At 66.9% G+C, this 15124-nt stretch carries 13 protein-coding genes; 5 read left to right on the plus strand and 8 right to left on the minus strand.

Features of this window, described 5'->3' with window-relative positions; translation table 11 throughout:
- Positions 1-8 precede the first annotated feature (8 nt).
- Together C8D03_RS01600 and hisS are read right to left on the minus strand one after the other, a co-directional pair.
- Positions 9-308: a GIY-YIG nuclease family protein gene (locus C8D03_RS01600; protein ID WP_282568537.1), complete on the minus strand. Its 300-nt coding sequence runs from the start codon at positions 306-308 to the stop codon at positions 9-11.
- Between the two features lie 80 nt (positions 309-388).
- The gene (hisS, locus tag C8D03_RS01605; RefSeq protein WP_108044700.1) at positions 389-1933 is read right to left on the minus strand and encodes a histidine--tRNA ligase; all 1545 of its coding nucleotides are present in this window, start codon (positions 1931-1933) and stop codon (positions 389-391) included.
- A 376-nt stretch (positions 1934-2309) separates the two neighbouring features.
- On the opposite strand from hisS, the gene C8D03_RS01610 reads away from it, so the two are divergent.
- A complete protein-coding gene (locus C8D03_RS01610) occupies positions 2310-3011 on the plus strand; it encodes a DUF3053 family protein (RefSeq protein WP_108044701.1) in 702 nt (233 codons plus the stop codon).
- Positions 3012-3143: 132 nt separating this feature from the next.
- Here C8D03_RS01610 and glcF read toward each other — a convergent pair whose 3' ends face one another.
- The 3 genes from glcF to C8D03_RS01625 form a co-directional block, all read right to left on the minus strand.
- The gene (gene glcF / locus C8D03_RS01615; RefSeq protein WP_108044702.1) at positions 3144-4523 is read right to left on the minus strand and encodes a glycolate oxidase subunit GlcF; all 1380 of its coding nucleotides are present in this window, start codon (positions 4521-4523) and stop codon (positions 3144-3146) included.
- Between the two features lie 107 nt (positions 4524-4630).
- A complete protein-coding gene (locus tag C8D03_RS01620) occupies positions 4631-5818 on the minus strand; it encodes an FAD-binding protein (RefSeq protein WP_108044703.1) in 1188 nt (395 codons plus the stop codon).
- Complete coding sequence (locus tag C8D03_RS01625; protein ID WP_108044704.1) at positions 5815-7251, minus strand: FAD-linked oxidase C-terminal domain-containing protein; 1437 nt, start codon at positions 7249-7251, stop codon at positions 5815-5817. Before C8D03_RS01625 ends, C8D03_RS01620 begins: the two co-directional genes overlap by 4 nt.
- Positions 7252-7368: 117 nt before the next feature.
- Between C8D03_RS01625 and C8D03_RS01630 the strand changes: the two genes are divergently transcribed.
- The 4 genes from C8D03_RS01630 to C8D03_RS01645 all read left to right on the plus strand — a co-directional run bounded on the left by C8D03_RS01630 (position 7369) and on the right by C8D03_RS01645 (position 12014).
- Complete coding sequence (locus tag C8D03_RS01630) at positions 7369-8274, plus strand: LysR family transcriptional regulator (RefSeq protein ID WP_108044705.1); 906 nt, start codon at positions 7369-7371, stop codon at positions 8272-8274.
- Positions 8275-8341: 67 nt separating this feature from the next.
- Entirely contained in the window at positions 8342-9313 is a 972-nt protein-coding gene (locus tag C8D03_RS01635) for a hypothetical protein (RefSeq protein ID WP_108044706.1), read from the plus strand.
- Between the two features lie 42 nt (positions 9314-9355).
- Positions 9356-10306 (plus strand): SMP-30/gluconolactonase/LRE family protein, encoded by a 951-nt coding sequence (locus C8D03_RS01640; RefSeq protein ID WP_108044707.1) that lies wholly within the window; start codon positions 9356-9358, stop codon positions 10304-10306.
- Positions 10307-10424: 118 nt separating this feature from the next.
- A complete protein-coding gene (locus C8D03_RS01645) occupies positions 10425-12014 on the plus strand; it encodes an ABC transporter substrate-binding protein (protein ID WP_108044708.1) in 1590 nt (529 codons plus the stop codon).
- A 22-nt stretch (positions 12015-12036) separates the two neighbouring features.
- On the opposite strand, the gene C8D03_RS01650 is transcribed toward C8D03_RS01645, so the two are convergent.
- The 3 genes from C8D03_RS01650 to mscL all read right to left on the minus strand — a co-directional run bounded on the left by C8D03_RS01650 (position 12037) and on the right by mscL (position 14981).
- The gene (locus tag C8D03_RS01650) at positions 12037-13149 is read right to left on the minus strand and encodes an AbrB family transcriptional regulator (RefSeq protein WP_146170034.1); all 1113 of its coding nucleotides are present in this window, start codon (positions 13147-13149) and stop codon (positions 12037-12039) included.
- 96 nt (positions 13150-13245) lie between these two features.
- Positions 13246-14439 (minus strand): pyridoxal phosphate-dependent aminotransferase, encoded by a 1194-nt coding sequence (locus C8D03_RS01655; protein WP_108044710.1) that lies wholly within the window; start codon positions 14437-14439, stop codon positions 13246-13248.
- Between the two features lie 122 nt (positions 14440-14561).
- The gene (mscL, locus tag C8D03_RS01660) at positions 14562-14981 is read right to left on the minus strand and encodes a large conductance mechanosensitive channel protein MscL (protein WP_108044711.1); all 420 of its coding nucleotides are present in this window, start codon (positions 14979-14981) and stop codon (positions 14562-14564) included.
- Positions 14982-15124: the final 143 nt, after the last annotated feature.

Raw genomic sequence — 15124 nt, forward strand, 5'->3', positions numbered from 1 at the left:
ACCGAAGATCACGTCGGGCAAATGTCCTCGAACAGATCGCGCCATTGAGGATTGGCTTTCTCGACCAACTCGATTTTCCATTCCCGATACCAACGCTTCAAACTCGTCTCGCGCTGAATGGCCAGATCAATGTGATCGAACAGCTCGAACCAGACGAGCTTTTCAAGGTTGTAGCGGGCCGTGAAGGAGCGGCTGGCGAGTTGCTTGTGCTCCGAGACGCGCCGAACGGGATCTGCCGTTACTCCGAGGTAAAGCGTGCCTCGCGGCTTGTTCGTCATGATGTAGACGTAGGATGGTTCGAGGTTCACGTCATTCTCGGGCGGAGCGCAGCGCGGGCCCCAAAATCTTCGGCAAGAGATGCTCGGGTCAAGCCCGAGCATGACGCCTTTCATCCGTGTCGCGCGAGCACCCGCTTCACGCCGTCGACCAGTTCCGCCAGCGGCACCGCGAACTGCGCCTCCGCCTGCTTGGCCTTGTGCTCGGCGGAATCCTTGACGTCGCGGCTGGCGGCGGCGAGTTCGGCCCCCAGGATGAGGTCCTTGATGATGACGGTTCCGGCCTCGCGCTCAGAAGAACCCTGAATGACGGCGCAGATCGCGCCGCGCCGGTCAGCGTACTTCATCTGGGCGTTGAAGCCGGACGATCCGAGATAGAGATCGGCACGGACCAGCGGCTTGCCGTTGCCATCGACGGCCTTGCGAAGCTGCGACACCATCGCCTGATAACCCGGCATGAACTCCGGCGACTTGTTGTCCATTGCGGTCACGACGACGAGCGGGAGTTCGCTCTTCGCGTCGACGAGCGGCGACTTGGCCGCCTTCAGCGCCGAATAGAGCCGCGAGACGCCGATCGAGAAGCCGGTCGCCGGCACGGGCTCGGGCCGGAAGCGGCCGACGAGCCCATCATAACGCCCGCCACCCGCGACCGAGCCGAAGCGCACGACCTGGCCATCGTCGTTCGTGACCGGGAAGGTCAGTTCGACCTCGTAGACCGGGCCGGTGTAGTATTCGAGGCCGCGCACGACGGAAGGATCGATGCGGATGCGATCGGGACCATAGCCCGCCGCGACGACCAAAGCATGAATTTGACCGAGATCGGCGAACCCCTCTCGCATTGACGCGTTCTGGTCAAAATTCTTGTTCCAGTCTTTGATTGTGTCGAATTCTGGCTCGCTGCCCGCAAAGTATCCTGTTTCATTCTGAACTACTGCCAGAACGTAGGTGCTTTGCTCATCGTTCAGCCCCGCGCCCTTCGTGAAATCCCCGCTCTCATCCTTGCGGCCCTCGCCGAGCAGCAGCCGCACGCCCTCCGGCCCGAACTTGTCGAGCTTGTCGATGGCGCGCAGCACCGTCAGCCGGCGGCCGGCATTCTCCTCGCCGCCGAGGCCAATCGCCTCCATCACGCCGTCGAGCACCTTGCGGTTGTTGACCTTGACGACATAGTCGCCGCGCTTGATGCCGAGCGCCTCCATCGTGTCGGCAGCAAGCATGCAGATCTCGGCATCGGCCGCGACAGAACCCGCCCCGACGATATCGGCATCGAACTGCATGAACTGGCGGAAGCGGCCGGGACCCGGCTTCTCGTTGCGGAAGACGTAGCCGGCACGATAGCTGCGATAGGGCTTCGGCAGGGCGTCGAAGTTCTCGGCGACATAGCGGGCGAGCGGCGCGGTCAGGTCGTAGCGCAGCGAGAGCCACTGCTCGTCATCGTCCTGGAAGGAAAAGACGCCCTCGTTCGGGCGGTCCTGATCGGGCAGGAACTTGCCGAGCGCGTCGGTGTATTCGACGAAGGGCGTCTCGACCGGATCGAAGCCGTAGCGCGAGAAGCTCTCGCGGATGACGGCGAGCATGCGCTCGGTGGCGGCGACATCGGCCGGGCCGCGATCGACAAAACCGCGCGGCTGGCGGGCCTTGAGCTTGCTGGGGGCGGACATGGGTGTTCGCTTCTCTGGTCATGCGGCACCACCAGCAGATGGTGCAAAGTGTTGCGCGAGGGGTTAGCCCGCTCGCGCGAACGGGGCAAGTGAGGCGAGCGCCATGCAGGGCAACCGCCCGAAAGTTCTGGAATGGCCGCTGGCGCACTCAAGCCCTCCCCCCCGCTTGCGATGGGGAGGGTTGGGTGGGGGGCAGCGCCGCTCGGCACGACGATAAGGATGTGGAGTTCCGGCTTTCCCGCCCCCATCCCCAACCCTTCCCCGCCGCAAGCGGGGGGAAGGGGATGGCGCATGCCTTGTCCCGCCAGCGCAGCCGGCGTTAGGCCCCGGCGCAAGCTTGCGTTAGCATGTCGGCATAAAAAGGCTGGAGGGCGCCATGGCAGGCCGGCTTCTGACCCTGTTGACCTGCCTGTTGGTGGGGCTGTTGCTCGCCGCCTGCGGGCAGAGCGAAGCCGACCAGCGCCAGGCCTTCATCGCCTTCCTGCAGACGGAAGTGCTGCCGAAGCCCGGCGCGCGCGTACCGCAGCCCAACGCCGAGAAGCTCACATCCTTCGGCGACTATGCCGGACACTACGCCGTGATCACGCGGTTCCACGAGCGCATGAACGCCTCCGTCGCCAATCCGATGCAGGATGCGATGAGCAAGGGCATGCCGCGCTCGATCGAGGAGGTGGCGACGCGCAAGGCCGACATCGCGGCGGTGCGCGCCGGCTTCGTCAAGATGCGCGACGCGCTGGATCGCTCGGTCGCGACCGCGGATGCCGAGCGCGACGCGCTCAAGCAGCCGGCCGATCTGGCGAGCGTCTATGCGGCGACCTACGACAAGCTGGTGGCACAGCCGGTCGCGACGTTCCGCGAGATCTTTCCGCCGACCGACGACGCCTTCGGGGCGGTGCTGGAGCTGGCCGAGCTGATCGACGCCAACCGCCCGGCGATCCGGTTCAACGGCGCGCAGATGGAGATCAACAACATCGCCCTGCGCACCAAAATGCAGACCGCGATGACGGCCATGACATCGAAGCAACGCGCGATGATCGAGGCCCAGCAGAAGCTGCGGCGGATGGTCTACGGGGGGTAGCGGGCGAGCCCCGAGTCGGAGAACGTCATTCTCGGGCGGAGCGCAGCGCAGACCCGGGAAGCTCGGGACAAGAACACGCGCGAGACTGCTTCGGCACGAGATGCTCGGGTCAAGCCCGAGCATGACGCCGTGCTACTCAGCCGCAACCAGCGTCGGCGCCTTGAGTGGCGCATCCGCAATACCCGCCTTCGCCAGCTTCTCCGGCAGCGGGCCGCCGGTCGCCCAGTCGAGCAGTTCGGCGGTGTGGACGACCGGAGTGGTCGCACCCTTGTCGGCGAAACCCTTGGCGATCTGCGTCATGCAGCCGATATTGCCGGTCGCGACCAGCACCGGCTTCGTCTTCTCGATATTGCCGACCTTGCGTTCGCGCAGGCGCCCGGCGATCTCGGGCTGGAGGATGTTGTAGACGCCGGCCGAGCCGCAGCAGATATGCCCCTCCGGCACCTCCTTGACGCGGAAGCCCGCAGCCGAGAGCAGGCGCTTGGGTCCGTCCTTGAGCTGCTGGCCGTGCTGCATCGAGCAGGCGGAATGATAGGCGATCGGCATCGCGACATCGCGGACGGGCGCGAGGTCGATCGTCTCGAGGAATTCGGTGACGTCCTTGGCCAGCCCCGAGACGCGCATCGCCTTCCCGGCATAGGCCGGCTCGTTGCGGAACATGAAGCCGTAATCCTTGATCGTCGTGCCGCAGCCGGATGCCGTGATCAGGATCGCGTCCAGCCCGTCGCCCTCGATCTCGGCCATCCAGGCGTCGATGTTGCGGCGGGCGAAGTCGAGCGCGTCATGCTCGCGGCCCATATGGTGGACGAGCGCGCCGCAGCAGCCCTCCCCCTTCGGCAGCACGACCTCGACGCCATGGCGCGTCAGCAGGCGGATGGTCGCCTCGTTGATCGCGGGGTCGAGCACCGGCTGGGCGCAGCCGGAGAGGATGGCGACGCGCCTGGCCAGCGGCGCGACCGTGGTGGGCGCGAAGCTCTGCGGCCCCTCCATCGCCGAGCGCGCCGGCAGCCGTGACGGCGCCAGCGCCAGCATCGCCTTCAGCCGGCCGCCGACGAGCGGCAGGGCGCCGAGCACAGGCCCGAGCGGCTTCGCCAGCATGGCACCCAGCATGGCGACGCGGAAGCGGCCGGGATAGGGCAGGATCGCCGACAGGATGCGCCGCAACGCCTTGTCGTGCCAGGAGCGCTCATAGGTTTCCTCGATATGGGCACGGGCATGGTCGACGAGGTGCATGTAGTGCACGCCGGAGGGGCAGGTCGTCATGCAGGAGAGGCAGGAGAGGCAGCGATCGACATGCTTCACCACCTCTTCCGTGGCCGGCTTGCCGTTCTCCAGCATGTCCTTGATCAGGTAGATGCGCCCGCGCGGGGAATCCAGTTCGTCGCCCAGCAGCAGATAGGTCGGGCAGGTCGCGGTGCAGAAGCCGCAATGCACGCAGGTGCGCAGGATCTTTTCCGAGGCGGGAAGCCTGGGATCGGAGGCGAGATGGGCAGGGGTGAAGTTGGTCTGCATGGTTTTGTCCGTTCGCCTGCCCCGTCATGCCCGGGCTTGACCCGAGAATCTGGTCCCGAGAGTTCCCCGGGTCTCCGCTTCGCTCCGCCCGAGAATGACGGTCGCGGTCAAATCCCCGCATACATCCGGCCGGGCTCGAAAATCCCCGCCGGATCGAAACTCTGCTTGATGCCGGCGGTGACCCGCATCAGCGGCTCCGCCAGCGGCTCGAAGACCGGCACGGCAGCGCGGATCGCGGCCGGTGCGCGCACCAGCGTCGCATGGCCGCCGAGCGGCTTCAGCGCGGCGCGGATCGCGCCGGCAGCCGCGTCATCGCCGGCCGGCACCGCGAGCCAGACCAGCCCGCCGCCCCAATCGTAGAACCAGCGCGCGCCCGGCAGGCGCGCCGCAATCGCCGCCGTCGCGCGGGGGCCATCGGTGGGCGCGACGGAGAGGCGCCAGACGGCTTCCTCCGTCCCGGCGAAGACGCGGGCGTCGCGGACATCGTGCCAGAGCTCGCCCGACGCCGCGCCCTCCAGCATCTCGGGCGTGCCGTGGAGGCGCAGGAGTTCGATCAGTTCGCGGCTGCGATAATCGATCGAGTCGGAGAAATTCTCCAAACGCAGCAGCGTTCGGGCCTGGTCGGCACCGATACCTTCCGGCAGATGCGCCGCGGCGAACGGCTCGAAGGGCGAGCCGAGCGCGGCCGAAAGCAGGCCGACCGCGGTCTCATCGGAGAGCCCGCGCCAGACCAGCGTGACGACCCGTTCCGGGGCCGGAAGCACGCGGAAAATCACCTCGGTCAGGAAGCCGAGCGTGCCATGGCTGCCGGCGACGAGCTTCACGAGGTCGAGCCCGGTGACGTTCTTCATCACCCGCCCGCCAGATTTGATCGCCTCGCCGCGTCCGTTCACCAGCCGGATGCCAATCAGCGAGTCGCGTGCCGCGCCGGCATTGATACGGCGGGGCCCGGAGATGTTGCCGGCGGCGACGGCGCCGATGGTCGGCTCGCCCTCCGTGCCGAGCAGAGCGCGATGGTCCATCGGCTCGAAGGGCAGCATCTGGCCGCGCTCTGCCAGCGTCGCCTGGACGAGCGCCAGCGGCGTGCCGGCGCGCGCGCCGATCACCATTTCGGCGGGCTCGTAGATCGTGATCCCGCTGAGGCCGGCGCTGGACAGCGTGCTCTGCGTCTGTGTCGTGCGGCCGAGGCCGGCGCGGGTGTTGCCGCCGGCAAGGGACAGCGGCGTGCCGCTGCCGATCACGGATTTGACGATGGCGCAGGCCTGCGCCTCGGTGGTGGGAATGTGGAGGGTCACGCCGCGACCCTGCCTTCGAGCGGAAACACCTTGGCGGGGTTCAGCAGCCAAGCCTGATCGAACACCGCCCGCACCCGCATCTGCTGCGCGAGGTCCTCGGGATTGAACTGGAAGGTCATCAGGTCGCGCTTCTCGATGCCGACGCCGTGTTCGCCGGTGAGGCAGCCGCCGACCTCGACGCAGAGCTTGAGGATGTCCATGCCGGCATCCTCCGCCTTCTGCGCCTCGACCGGATCGTTGCAGTTGTAGAGGATCAGCGGGTGGAGATTGCCGTCGCCGGCATGGAAGACGTTCGCCACGCGCAGGCCATAGCCCTTCACGATCTCGTCCATGCGCCGCAGCACATGCGGCAACTGCCCGGTCGGGATGGTGCCGTCCATGCAGATATAGTCGGCGATGCGCCCGGTCGCGCCGAAGGCCGATTTGCGGCCCTTCCAGATCGCGGCGGCCTCCATGGCGGATTTGCTCTCCTTCACCGTCTTGACACCGTGCTCGCGGGCGATCGCGACGATGCGGGCGAGCTGGGCGTCCATCTCGGCGTCGGAGCCTTCGACTTCGATGATCAGCAGCGCCTCGACATCCATCGGGTAACCGGCATGGGCGAAGGCTTCGCAGATCTCGATCGCCGGCTTGTCCATGAACTCCATCGCGACGGGAATGATGCCGGCGCCGATGATGGCCGCGACCGCCTCGCCCGCCTGCTCGCTGGTCGGGAAGCCGAACAGCACCGGGCGCGCGCCCTCGGCCGAGCGCAGGATGCGCACGGTCGCCTCCGTGACGATACCGAGCTGGCCTTCGGAACCGACGATCAGGCCGAGCAGGTCGAGCCCCGGCGCATCGAGATGCGCGCCACCGATTTCCACAACGCTCCCATCCAGCATGACCAGAGTGACGCCGAGCACGTTGTTGGTGGTGACGCCGTATTTCAGGCAATGCGCCCCGCCGGAGTTCATGCCGATATTGCCGCCGATCGAGCAGGCGAGCTGCGAGGAGGGATCGGGCGCGTAAAAGAAGCCTTCCGCCGAAACCTCGCCGGTGACCGCGAGGTTGGTGACGCCAGCCTGAACCTTCGCAACACGGTTGGCATAGTCGATCGCGAGGATGCGGTTCATCTTCGAGACGCCGATGACGACGGCGTCCTCCTGCGGTATCGCGCCGCCGGCGAGCGAGGTGCCGGCGCCGCGCGGCACGACCGGCACGCCCTGCTCGCCGCAGAATTTCAGCACCGCCGCGACCTCCTGCGTCGTGGAGGGCAGCACCACGGCCAGTGGCAAGCGGCGATAGGCCGTCAGCGCGTCGGTCTCGTAGGGCCGACGCTCGTCCTCGGCGGTAATCAGCGCGGCGGGCGCGACCAGTCGCGACAATCCTTCGATGATCTGTTCGCGACGGGCGAGGATGGTCGGGTCGGGAACGGGAAAGGCGATGGCGGACATGACGCGGATTCCTGAGCGGCGGCGCAGACCCTAGACCAAATCGAAACTGCTTGCAGCGCGACGAGCGTGCATGATTGTTTCCAATTGGGAAAAGATGACGAGAGGACGACCCTACTCATGGACCGTTTCGGGGATCTCGACGTCTTCGCCCATGTGGTGACGGCGCGGAGCATGTCGGCGGCAGGCCGGCAGCTCAACCTGTCGCCGGCGGTGATCTCGAAGCGCATCCGCCGGCTCGAGGAACGGCTGGGCGTGCGGCTGCTCCAGCGCACGACGCGGCAGCTCTCGCTGACCGAGGCCGGACAGGGATTCTACGAGCGCGTGGTGTCGATCCTGTCCTCGATCGAGGATGCCGAGGCCTGGGTCGCCAGCGGGGCCGGCCAGGCGCGCGGGACACTGCGGGTCTCGGCACCGACCTCCTTCGGGCGGCTGCACATCGCGCCGCATCTCAAGCCGTTCCTCGACGCGCACCCGCTGGTGACGGTCGAACTCGTCCTGACCGATGCCTTCATCGACATCGTCGGCGAAGGTTTCGACCTCGCGATCCGCATCGCCGACCTGCGCGATTCGAGCCTGGTCGCGAAGCGCCTCGCACCAAACCATCGTGTGCTCTGCGCGGCGCCGGACTATCTGGCCCGAGCAGGCGTGCCGAGCGGCATCGAGGCTCTCGCGGGGCATACGCTGATCGCCCACAATGCCGACCACTGGCGCCTCGACGGGCCGGACGGGCCGGTCACGGTGCGGGTCCACGGGCCGTTGCGGACGAATTCGAGCGAGGTCGTGCGCGAGGCGCTGCTGGCGGGGCTCGGCATCGCGTTGCGCTCGACCTGGGATGTCGGGCCGGAGCTGCAATCGGGCGCGCTGCAACGGGTGCTGCCGGACTATTCCGTCGGCAAGCGCGTCGCTATCCACGCGGTCTATCCGAGCCGCCGCCACATGGAGCAGAAGGTGCGCGCCTTCGTGGACTATCTCGGCGAGCTTTACGGGCAGACGCCCTATTGGGATGCTGGGCTCGCCCTGTAATATCTCCGCTCATGTTTCTATGGTGGATATCGACCTTTCATCCAGCGCCCATCCCCGGGGATCGTGCATGCCGCGCCGCCGTATCCTTCTTTCGTTTGCGCTGACCTTCGGCCTGTCGATGAGTACCCCCCTGTTCGGACAGGCCTCCGCCGAGCCGCGCTTCACGCTGGACGCCAGCGGTCGCAAGATCGTCGCCGTCACCAATCTCCCGACCGCATCGGGATGCCAGCCCGCCACCGGCACCGGGCGCATCGTCGAGCGTCAATTCGAGAAGGGCCAGTTGCGCGGCGTCATGTTCCGGGAGCCGCCCTATGACGACGCCTACATCAATCTCCCCGACGCCTACCAATTCAGGAACAAGGCGACCCATGCCCGCACCCGCGCCGTATTCGACGACCTCCTGCGGGAAGGAAACGAGGTCAGGCTGGGCATGGTCGCATGCGGCGCTGCGGGACGTGTCGTCAAGCTGACCTCGATCGCGCTCATCGCCCGTGCCTCCGCACCTGTCAGCCCCTCCGCCGCGAGCCCCTCCCCCGCCGCACCGCCAGCCGAGCCCATGCCGGCACCGGCAACCTCCGCGCCGCCTGCCTCCTCAACGCCTGCCACGAGCGCCGCTGCGGCAGCCGATGACGAAGCGTCCTGGGACGTCTCTACCTACCAGCGCAACCTCAAGCTCGGCATTGCCGACGGCAATCATTTCACGACACTGATGCTCGACTGCGTCCTCGGCTCGGGCCGGGTGAAGATGCTCGTCGATGACCCCAAGGGCCGCTATCGGCGCGGATCGACGCAACCTTTCCGGGTCTCGGCGGGGCAGGCCATCGCCCTGCTCAGCGGAACGGCGCTCTTCAGCGACATGAATTCCGAGATGCAGATCGAGGCGAATGTCAGCCTCTCCCAGCTTCGCGGCGTGCTATCGGAGATCGCCCGACAGCGGCAGTTCGTCATCACCACGCCGGGCGGCACACAACCTGTCGACGTCAAAGGTGCCGACAAGGCGATTCCGACCTTCCTCTCATCATGCGCAATAGCCGGCTGACCGCCGCGCTCCGCGCGAGATCAGCAATTCCAGGGAGCGCCCATGTTCGGCGTCATCGAAGGCACAGGCTCCACCGTCCTCGATCCGCGCTTCCATCGCGTGATCCCGGGCTCGGCGCGGGTCGAGCGCCTCTGGAGCGGGTCGCGCTGGGCCGAGGGGCCGGCCTGGTTCCGGGCGCATAACGCACTGGTCTGGTCCGACATCCCCAATGACCGGATGCTGCGCTACGATGCGCTGTCGGGTCAGACGAGCGTCTTCCGCCAGCCGGCGCGCAACAGCAACGGCAATACCGTCGACCCGCAGGGCCGGCTCGTCACCTGCGAGCATGGCGGGCGGCAGGTCACCCGCACCGAGCATGACGGCTCGATCACCGTGCTCGCCAGCCACTGGCAGGGCAAGCGGCTGAACTCGCCCAACGACCTCGTGGTGAAATCCGACGGCTCGATCTGGTTCACCGACCCCGACTACGGCATCCTCAGCGATTATGAGGGCAACAAGGCCGACAGCGAGATCGGCCATTGCAACGTCTATCGGATCGACGGGCAGACAGGCGCGCTCAGCATCGTCGCCGACGACTTCGTCAAGCCCAACGGCCTCGCCTTCTCGCCCGACGAGCGCATCCTCTACATCGCCGATACCGGCGCGAGCCATGCGCCCGTCGACGGCCCGCGCCATATTCGGGCCTGCGAGGTCACTGCAGACGGAAAGGGGCTCGCGGGCTCCCGCGTCTTCGCGACCTGCACGGCCGGACTGTTCGACGGTTTCCGCCTCGATATCGAAGGCCGGATCTGGACGAGTGCCGCCGACGGCGTGCACATCTACCACCCAGACGGCACGCTGATCGGCCAGATCGCGATCCCGGAGATCGTCGCCAATGTCTGCTGGGGTGGGCCAAGGCTCAACCGGCTGTTCATCTGCGGCACGAGTTCGCTCTATGCCGTGCTGACGAACACCAACGGAGCGACATGGCCGGCTGCTGCGCCGGCCCGATGACTTCGTCCGCGTGAGGCAGGGCGGTCGCGCGTTCACGTTCACGCGAGACCGCGCCTCCAGGCCAAGGTGGCATGGCGCTTGCTGAATTGCATGCACCTTGCCCCGTGGAGCTGCATGCATGTTCAAACGTCTGGCTATTTCAGCCGCACTCGCCTTTTCCCTCGCCACGGCGGCGCAGGCGGAATCGGTGGTGCGCTACGGCATCTCGCTGGCGGACATCCCGCTCACCTCCGGCCAGCCCGATCGCGGCGCCGGCGCCTACAAGTTTACCGGCTATACGCTCTACGACCCGCTCGTCGCCTGGGAGATGGATGTCGCCGAGCGGCCAGGCAAGCTCGTGCCGGGGCTCGCCACCTCATGGATGGTCGACCCCGCCGACCAGAAGAAGTGGCTGTTCACGCTGCGCGACGGCGTCAAATTCCATGACGGCTCGGCGCTCGACGCGGCAGCTGTGATCTGGAACCTCGACAAGGTGCTGGACGAGAAGGCGCCGCATTACGACCGGCGCCAGGCGGCGCAGGTCAAGCCGCGCCTGCCCTCGGTCGCGAGCTACCGCGTCGTCGATCCGAAGACCGTCGAGATCACCACCAAGGCGGTCGATTCCTTCTTCCCCTATCAGATGCTCTGGTTCCTGGTCTCCTCGCCGGCCCAGTACGAGAAGCTCGGCAAGGATTGGGACAAGTTCGCGTTGCAGCCCTCGGGCACTGGCCCGTTCAAGCTCGACAAGCTGGTGCCGCGCGAGCGCGCCGAACTCGTCAGGAATCCCGATTACTTCGACAAGAAGCGCCTCGCCAAGGTCGACCGGCTGATCCTGCTGCCGATGCCCGACGTGCTGGCGCGCACCAACGCGCTGATCACCGGCCAGGTCGACATGATCGAGACGCCGGCGCCCGACACCGTGCCGCAGCTCAAGTCGGCGAAGATGCGGATCGTCGAGAACGTCACGCCGCATGTCTGGAACTATCATCTCTCGGTCGCGCCGGGCTCACCCTGGACGGATGTGCGCCTGCGCAAGGCGCTCAACCTCGCCATCGACCGCGAGGGCATCGTCGCCCTGCTGAACGGGCTGGCCCGTCCAGCCATTGGCCAGGTTGATCCGACCAGCCCCTGGTTCGGCAAGCCGACCTTCCAGATCAAATACGATCCTGAAGCCGCGAAGAAGCTCCTGGCCGAGGCCGGCTATTCGAAGCAGAAGCCGCTCAAGACAACCTTCGTCATCGCGCAGGGCGGTTCGGGCCAGATGCAGTCGCTGCCGATGAACGAGTTCATCCAGCAGAACCTGAAGGATGTCGGCATCGAGATCGAATTCAAGGTCGTCGAGCTCGAGGTGCTCTACACGCGCTGGCGCAAGGGCGCGAAGGACGAGATGAACGCCGACGTCTCCTCGAACAACATCGCCTATGTCACCTCGGACCCGCTCTATGCGATCATCCGCTTCTTCCACTCCAACCAGGTCGCCCCCGTCGGCGTGAACTGGGGAACCTGGTCGAGCCCGGCGGTGGACGCCCTGCTGGATGAGGCGGCGAAGAGCTTCGACGTCGCCAAGCAGGACGAACTGCTCGCCAAGGCCCACAGCCTGATCGTCGACGACGCCGTGCTCGGCTGGGTCGTGCACGACACCAACCCGCATGCGCTCTCGCCGAAGGTGAAGCAGTTCGTGCTGGCCCAGCACTGGTTCCAGGACCTGACCACGATCGGCGTGGACTGATCCGCAATGGGCCGCCGGAGCCTCAGGGCTTCGGCGGCTCGGCCTTCAGGTGCACCACGATGAAGGGCATCGCCAATCCCAGCACCATGAAGCGCGCGAGATGATGGGCGCCGACATAGAGCGGGTCGAGCCCCATGGCGAAGGCGAGCATCGCCATCGCCTCGAGCCCTCCCGGCGCGAAGGCCGCCATCGCCGTCGCATAAGGCACGCCCGCGAGCCAGGCGGCCGGCCAGGCGAAGGCAAAGGCGACGACAACCGCGACGACGAAACTGCCGATGGCGAGCGGGAACAGGGCGGCGAGTTCATGCCGCTTCACCGTCGAAACGCGCCCCCCCATCACGGCTCCAAGCAGGATCAGCACGGCGATCTGGATCGAGCCGGGTAGCGTGCCCTGAATGAAGCCGCTGCCATGCAGGACGGCGCTGGCCATGGTCGAGCCGAGGATGATCGGCGCGGTGACGCGGAGGCGTTCGAACAGGAGGCCTGCGGCCAGACCGCAGGCGAGCAGCAACAGCAGGTCGCCCGCTCCGACGATCTGCGCCACAGCCGGCGTGCCGGTGGCGGCGTGGCCGGCGATCTGCATGATGCTCGGCAGGAACGCGACCAGTACGAGGATACGGAAGAGCTGGACGACAGCGATCTTGCCGATATCGGCGCCCTTGGCCTGCGCCACGGCGATGACGGCGGAGAGCGCGCCCGGCGCGGCGGCGAGCAGCGAGTCGATCCAGGACCAGCGCGCGACATAACGGAGATAGGCGCCGCTCGCGACCATGATGGCGGCGAGCGCCAGGATCAGCACCGCGAGCGAGCCCGGATAGCGTGCGGCGGCAGCCAGCGCCTCCGGCGTCGCAGCCGAGCCGATCAGCGCGCCGGAGACCAGCATCGCGGCATCGAACCAGGGCTTGCGCAGATCGGGCAAGGGCCTGAGCACGCCCACGATCGCCACCAGCAGCATCGACCCCGAGAGCCAGGCCGCAGGGACGCCAAACAGGGAGAGCGCGGCTCCGCCACAACCCGCCAGCGCGATGACGGCCGCCTCGCGCCCGAGGGTGATCGCTCGCGTCGAGTGGAATTGTGAGCGTGCCATGGCGTCCGCGCTGCGCGCCGCTGCATGCGTCGCCCCTCGCGCGTTCATGATCGGCTCGCGCCCGACGGTCAATTTCCGACGCTTCGCGACGGCGCAAGCCTGCCCTGCACACAGAGCAGGCGTCGCCTGCCGTCGGGGCGCGGCTCAGCCTGCTGCGAGGGCCTTCTGCAACCGCTTCACGACCTCGACCAGATCGGAGGATTTGCGCGCGAAGCAGAGGCGCAGGCCCGTCTCGCCGCCCGCCCCGAAGGCGGTGCCGGGCGCGAGGCCGACATTCGCCTTGTCGACGAGTTCGATGGCGAGGGCGCGGGAATCCTCGCGGCCATCGACCGAGAAGAACTGGTAGAACGCCCCGTCTGGCGGCGCCAGCGTCACGCGGTTCGTCGCCTTCAGCCCCTCGGCGATGATTTTGCGCCCCTCGGCCGCGCGGGCGATCTGCTCGGCGACGAAGGGCTCGCCCTCGTCGAGCGCGGCGATGGCGGCGCGCTGCACGAAGACCGGCGAGCCCGACGTCGAATACTGGATCAGGTTCTCGATGACCTGGCCGAAAGCGGCCGGCGCCTCGATCCAGCCGATGCGCCAGCCGGTCATCGCCCAGTTCTTCGAGAAGGTCTGGACGAAGAGGACGCGGTCGTTCTCGTCCATGACGTCGTGGAAGGAGGCGGCGCGGGCCGAGCCGTCATAGACGAAGCGGGCATAGATCTCGTCGGCGATGATCCAGAGGCCGTGCTTGCGCGCCAGCGCCAGGATCGCGGCGAGTTCATCCTTCGTCGCGGTCCAGCCGGTCGGATTGGCGGGGGAGTTGATCGCAATCGCGCGGGTCTTCGGCGTGATCGCGGCGGCGAGCCGGTCGAGATCGAGCGAAAAGCGGCCATGGACATAGTCCATCGGGACATCGACCGGGACCGCCCCGCCGATGCCGATCGCGGCGGCGACATTCGGCCAGGCCGGTGTCGGGATCACGACCTCGTCGCCTGGGCCGGTGATCATGCGCACGACGATCTGGACCGACTGCATGCCGGAGCCGGTGACGAAGAAGCGGTCCATCGCGAAGGGCTGGCCGTAGAGCGCGGTGTGATAGCGCGCCAGCGCCTCGCGCAGCTCGGGGATGCCGCGCTGCCAAGTGTAGAAGGTTTCGCCCGCAGCCAGGGATTTGTTGGCGGCGCGCGCGATGAAATCGGGCGTCGGGAGATCGCCCTCGCCGACCCAGAGCGGGATCAGGCCTTCCTTGAGCCGGCCGTGATTGACAACCTCGACGATGCCGCTTTCGGGCGCATTGCGGGCCTCGGGCCTCAGCTCGGCGATCAGGCTGGAGCCCGGAAGCGTGACGGTGGACATCGGTGGCGACCTCGTGACTGTGAGCCGCCACCTTTAGCCGATGGCGACGCGCCCAGGCATGAAATCGCGAGATCGGGTCGATCGGTCGCGGTGATGAATCAGTGCGACCGATCGACCCGGCGTCACACTGCCTTCTGCTTCAGCAGGTCGCGAATCTCGCCCAGCAGGACAACGTCCTCGGCCGGCGCGGCCGGAGCCGAAGCCTCGTCCTTCTTCTGCTTCTGCATCTGGTTGATCCCCTTGACGACGAGGAACAGCACGAAGGCGATGATCATGAAGTTGACGGCGATGGTGATGAAGTTGCCATAGGCCAGGACGGCGCCCTGCTTGCGGGCCTCAGCCAGGGTCGTCGCCGTTATGCCACTGTTGAGGCCGATGAAATGGTTCGAGAAGTCGACGCCGCCGAGCGCGCCGATGAACGGCATGATGATGTCGTTGACCAGCGAATCGACGATCCGGCCGAAGGCCGCGCCGATGATCACGCCGATGGCGAGATCGACGACATTGCCCTTCAGTGCGAATTTCTTGAATTCCTCAAGCATGCTTTAGCCCCTTCTCCAGTCTGGCGTCCTGAGCCGGGTATGGCCACGCCGCGTCGCAGACCGGAAGGCTAGAGACAAATGGCGGATGTGGAAACCAGTTCCCACCCGTCGGGATCGTCCTCTAATGTCCCGCCAGCGCAGCG

The sequence above is a fragment of the Bosea sp. 124 genome (assembly GCF_003046175.1).
In the GTDB taxonomy this organism is placed as follows: Bacteria; Pseudomonadota; Alphaproteobacteria; order Rhizobiales; family Beijerinckiaceae; genus Allobosea.

What these genes read in the sequence shown, in the direction of transcription:
- hisS (WP_108044700.1), bottom strand. Translation starts at nt 1,933, where the DNA reads ATGTCCGCCCCCAGCAAGCTCAAGGCCCGCCAGCCGCGCGGTTTTGTC.
- C8D03_RS01610 (WP_108044701.1), top strand. Translation starts at nt 2,310, where the DNA reads ATGGCAGGCCGGCTTCTGACCCTGTTGACCTGCCTGTTGGTGGGGCTG.
- glcF (WP_108044702.1), bottom strand. Translation starts at nt 4,523, where the DNA reads ATGCAGACCAACTTCACCCCTGCCCATCTCGCCTCCGATCCCAGGCTT.
- C8D03_RS01625 (WP_108044704.1), bottom strand. Translation starts at nt 7,251, where the DNA reads ATGTCCGCCATCGCCTTTCCCGTTCCCGACCCGACCATCCTCGCCCGT.
- C8D03_RS01630 (WP_108044705.1), top strand. Translation starts at nt 7,369, where the DNA reads ATGGACCGTTTCGGGGATCTCGACGTCTTCGCCCATGTGGTGACGGCG.
- C8D03_RS01635 (WP_108044706.1), top strand. Translation starts at nt 8,342, where the DNA reads ATGCCGCGCCGCCGTATCCTTCTTTCGTTTGCGCTGACCTTCGGCCTG.
- C8D03_RS01640 (WP_108044707.1), top strand. Translation starts at nt 9,356, where the DNA reads ATGTTCGGCGTCATCGAAGGCACAGGCTCCACCGTCCTCGATCCGCGC.
- C8D03_RS01645 (WP_108044708.1), top strand. Translation starts at nt 10,425, where the DNA reads ATGTTCAAACGTCTGGCTATTTCAGCCGCACTCGCCTTTTCCCTCGCC.
- C8D03_RS01650 (WP_146170034.1), bottom strand. Translation starts at nt 13,149, where the DNA reads ATGAACGCGCGAGGGGCGACGCATGCAGCGGCGCGCAGCGCGGACGCC.
- C8D03_RS01655 (WP_108044710.1), bottom strand. Translation starts at nt 14,439, where the DNA reads ATGTCCACCGTCACGCTTCCGGGCTCCAGCCTGATCGCCGAGCTGAGG.
- mscL (WP_108044711.1), bottom strand. Translation starts at nt 14,981, where the DNA reads ATGCTTGAGGAATTCAAGAAATTCGCACTGAAGGGCAATGTCGTCGAT.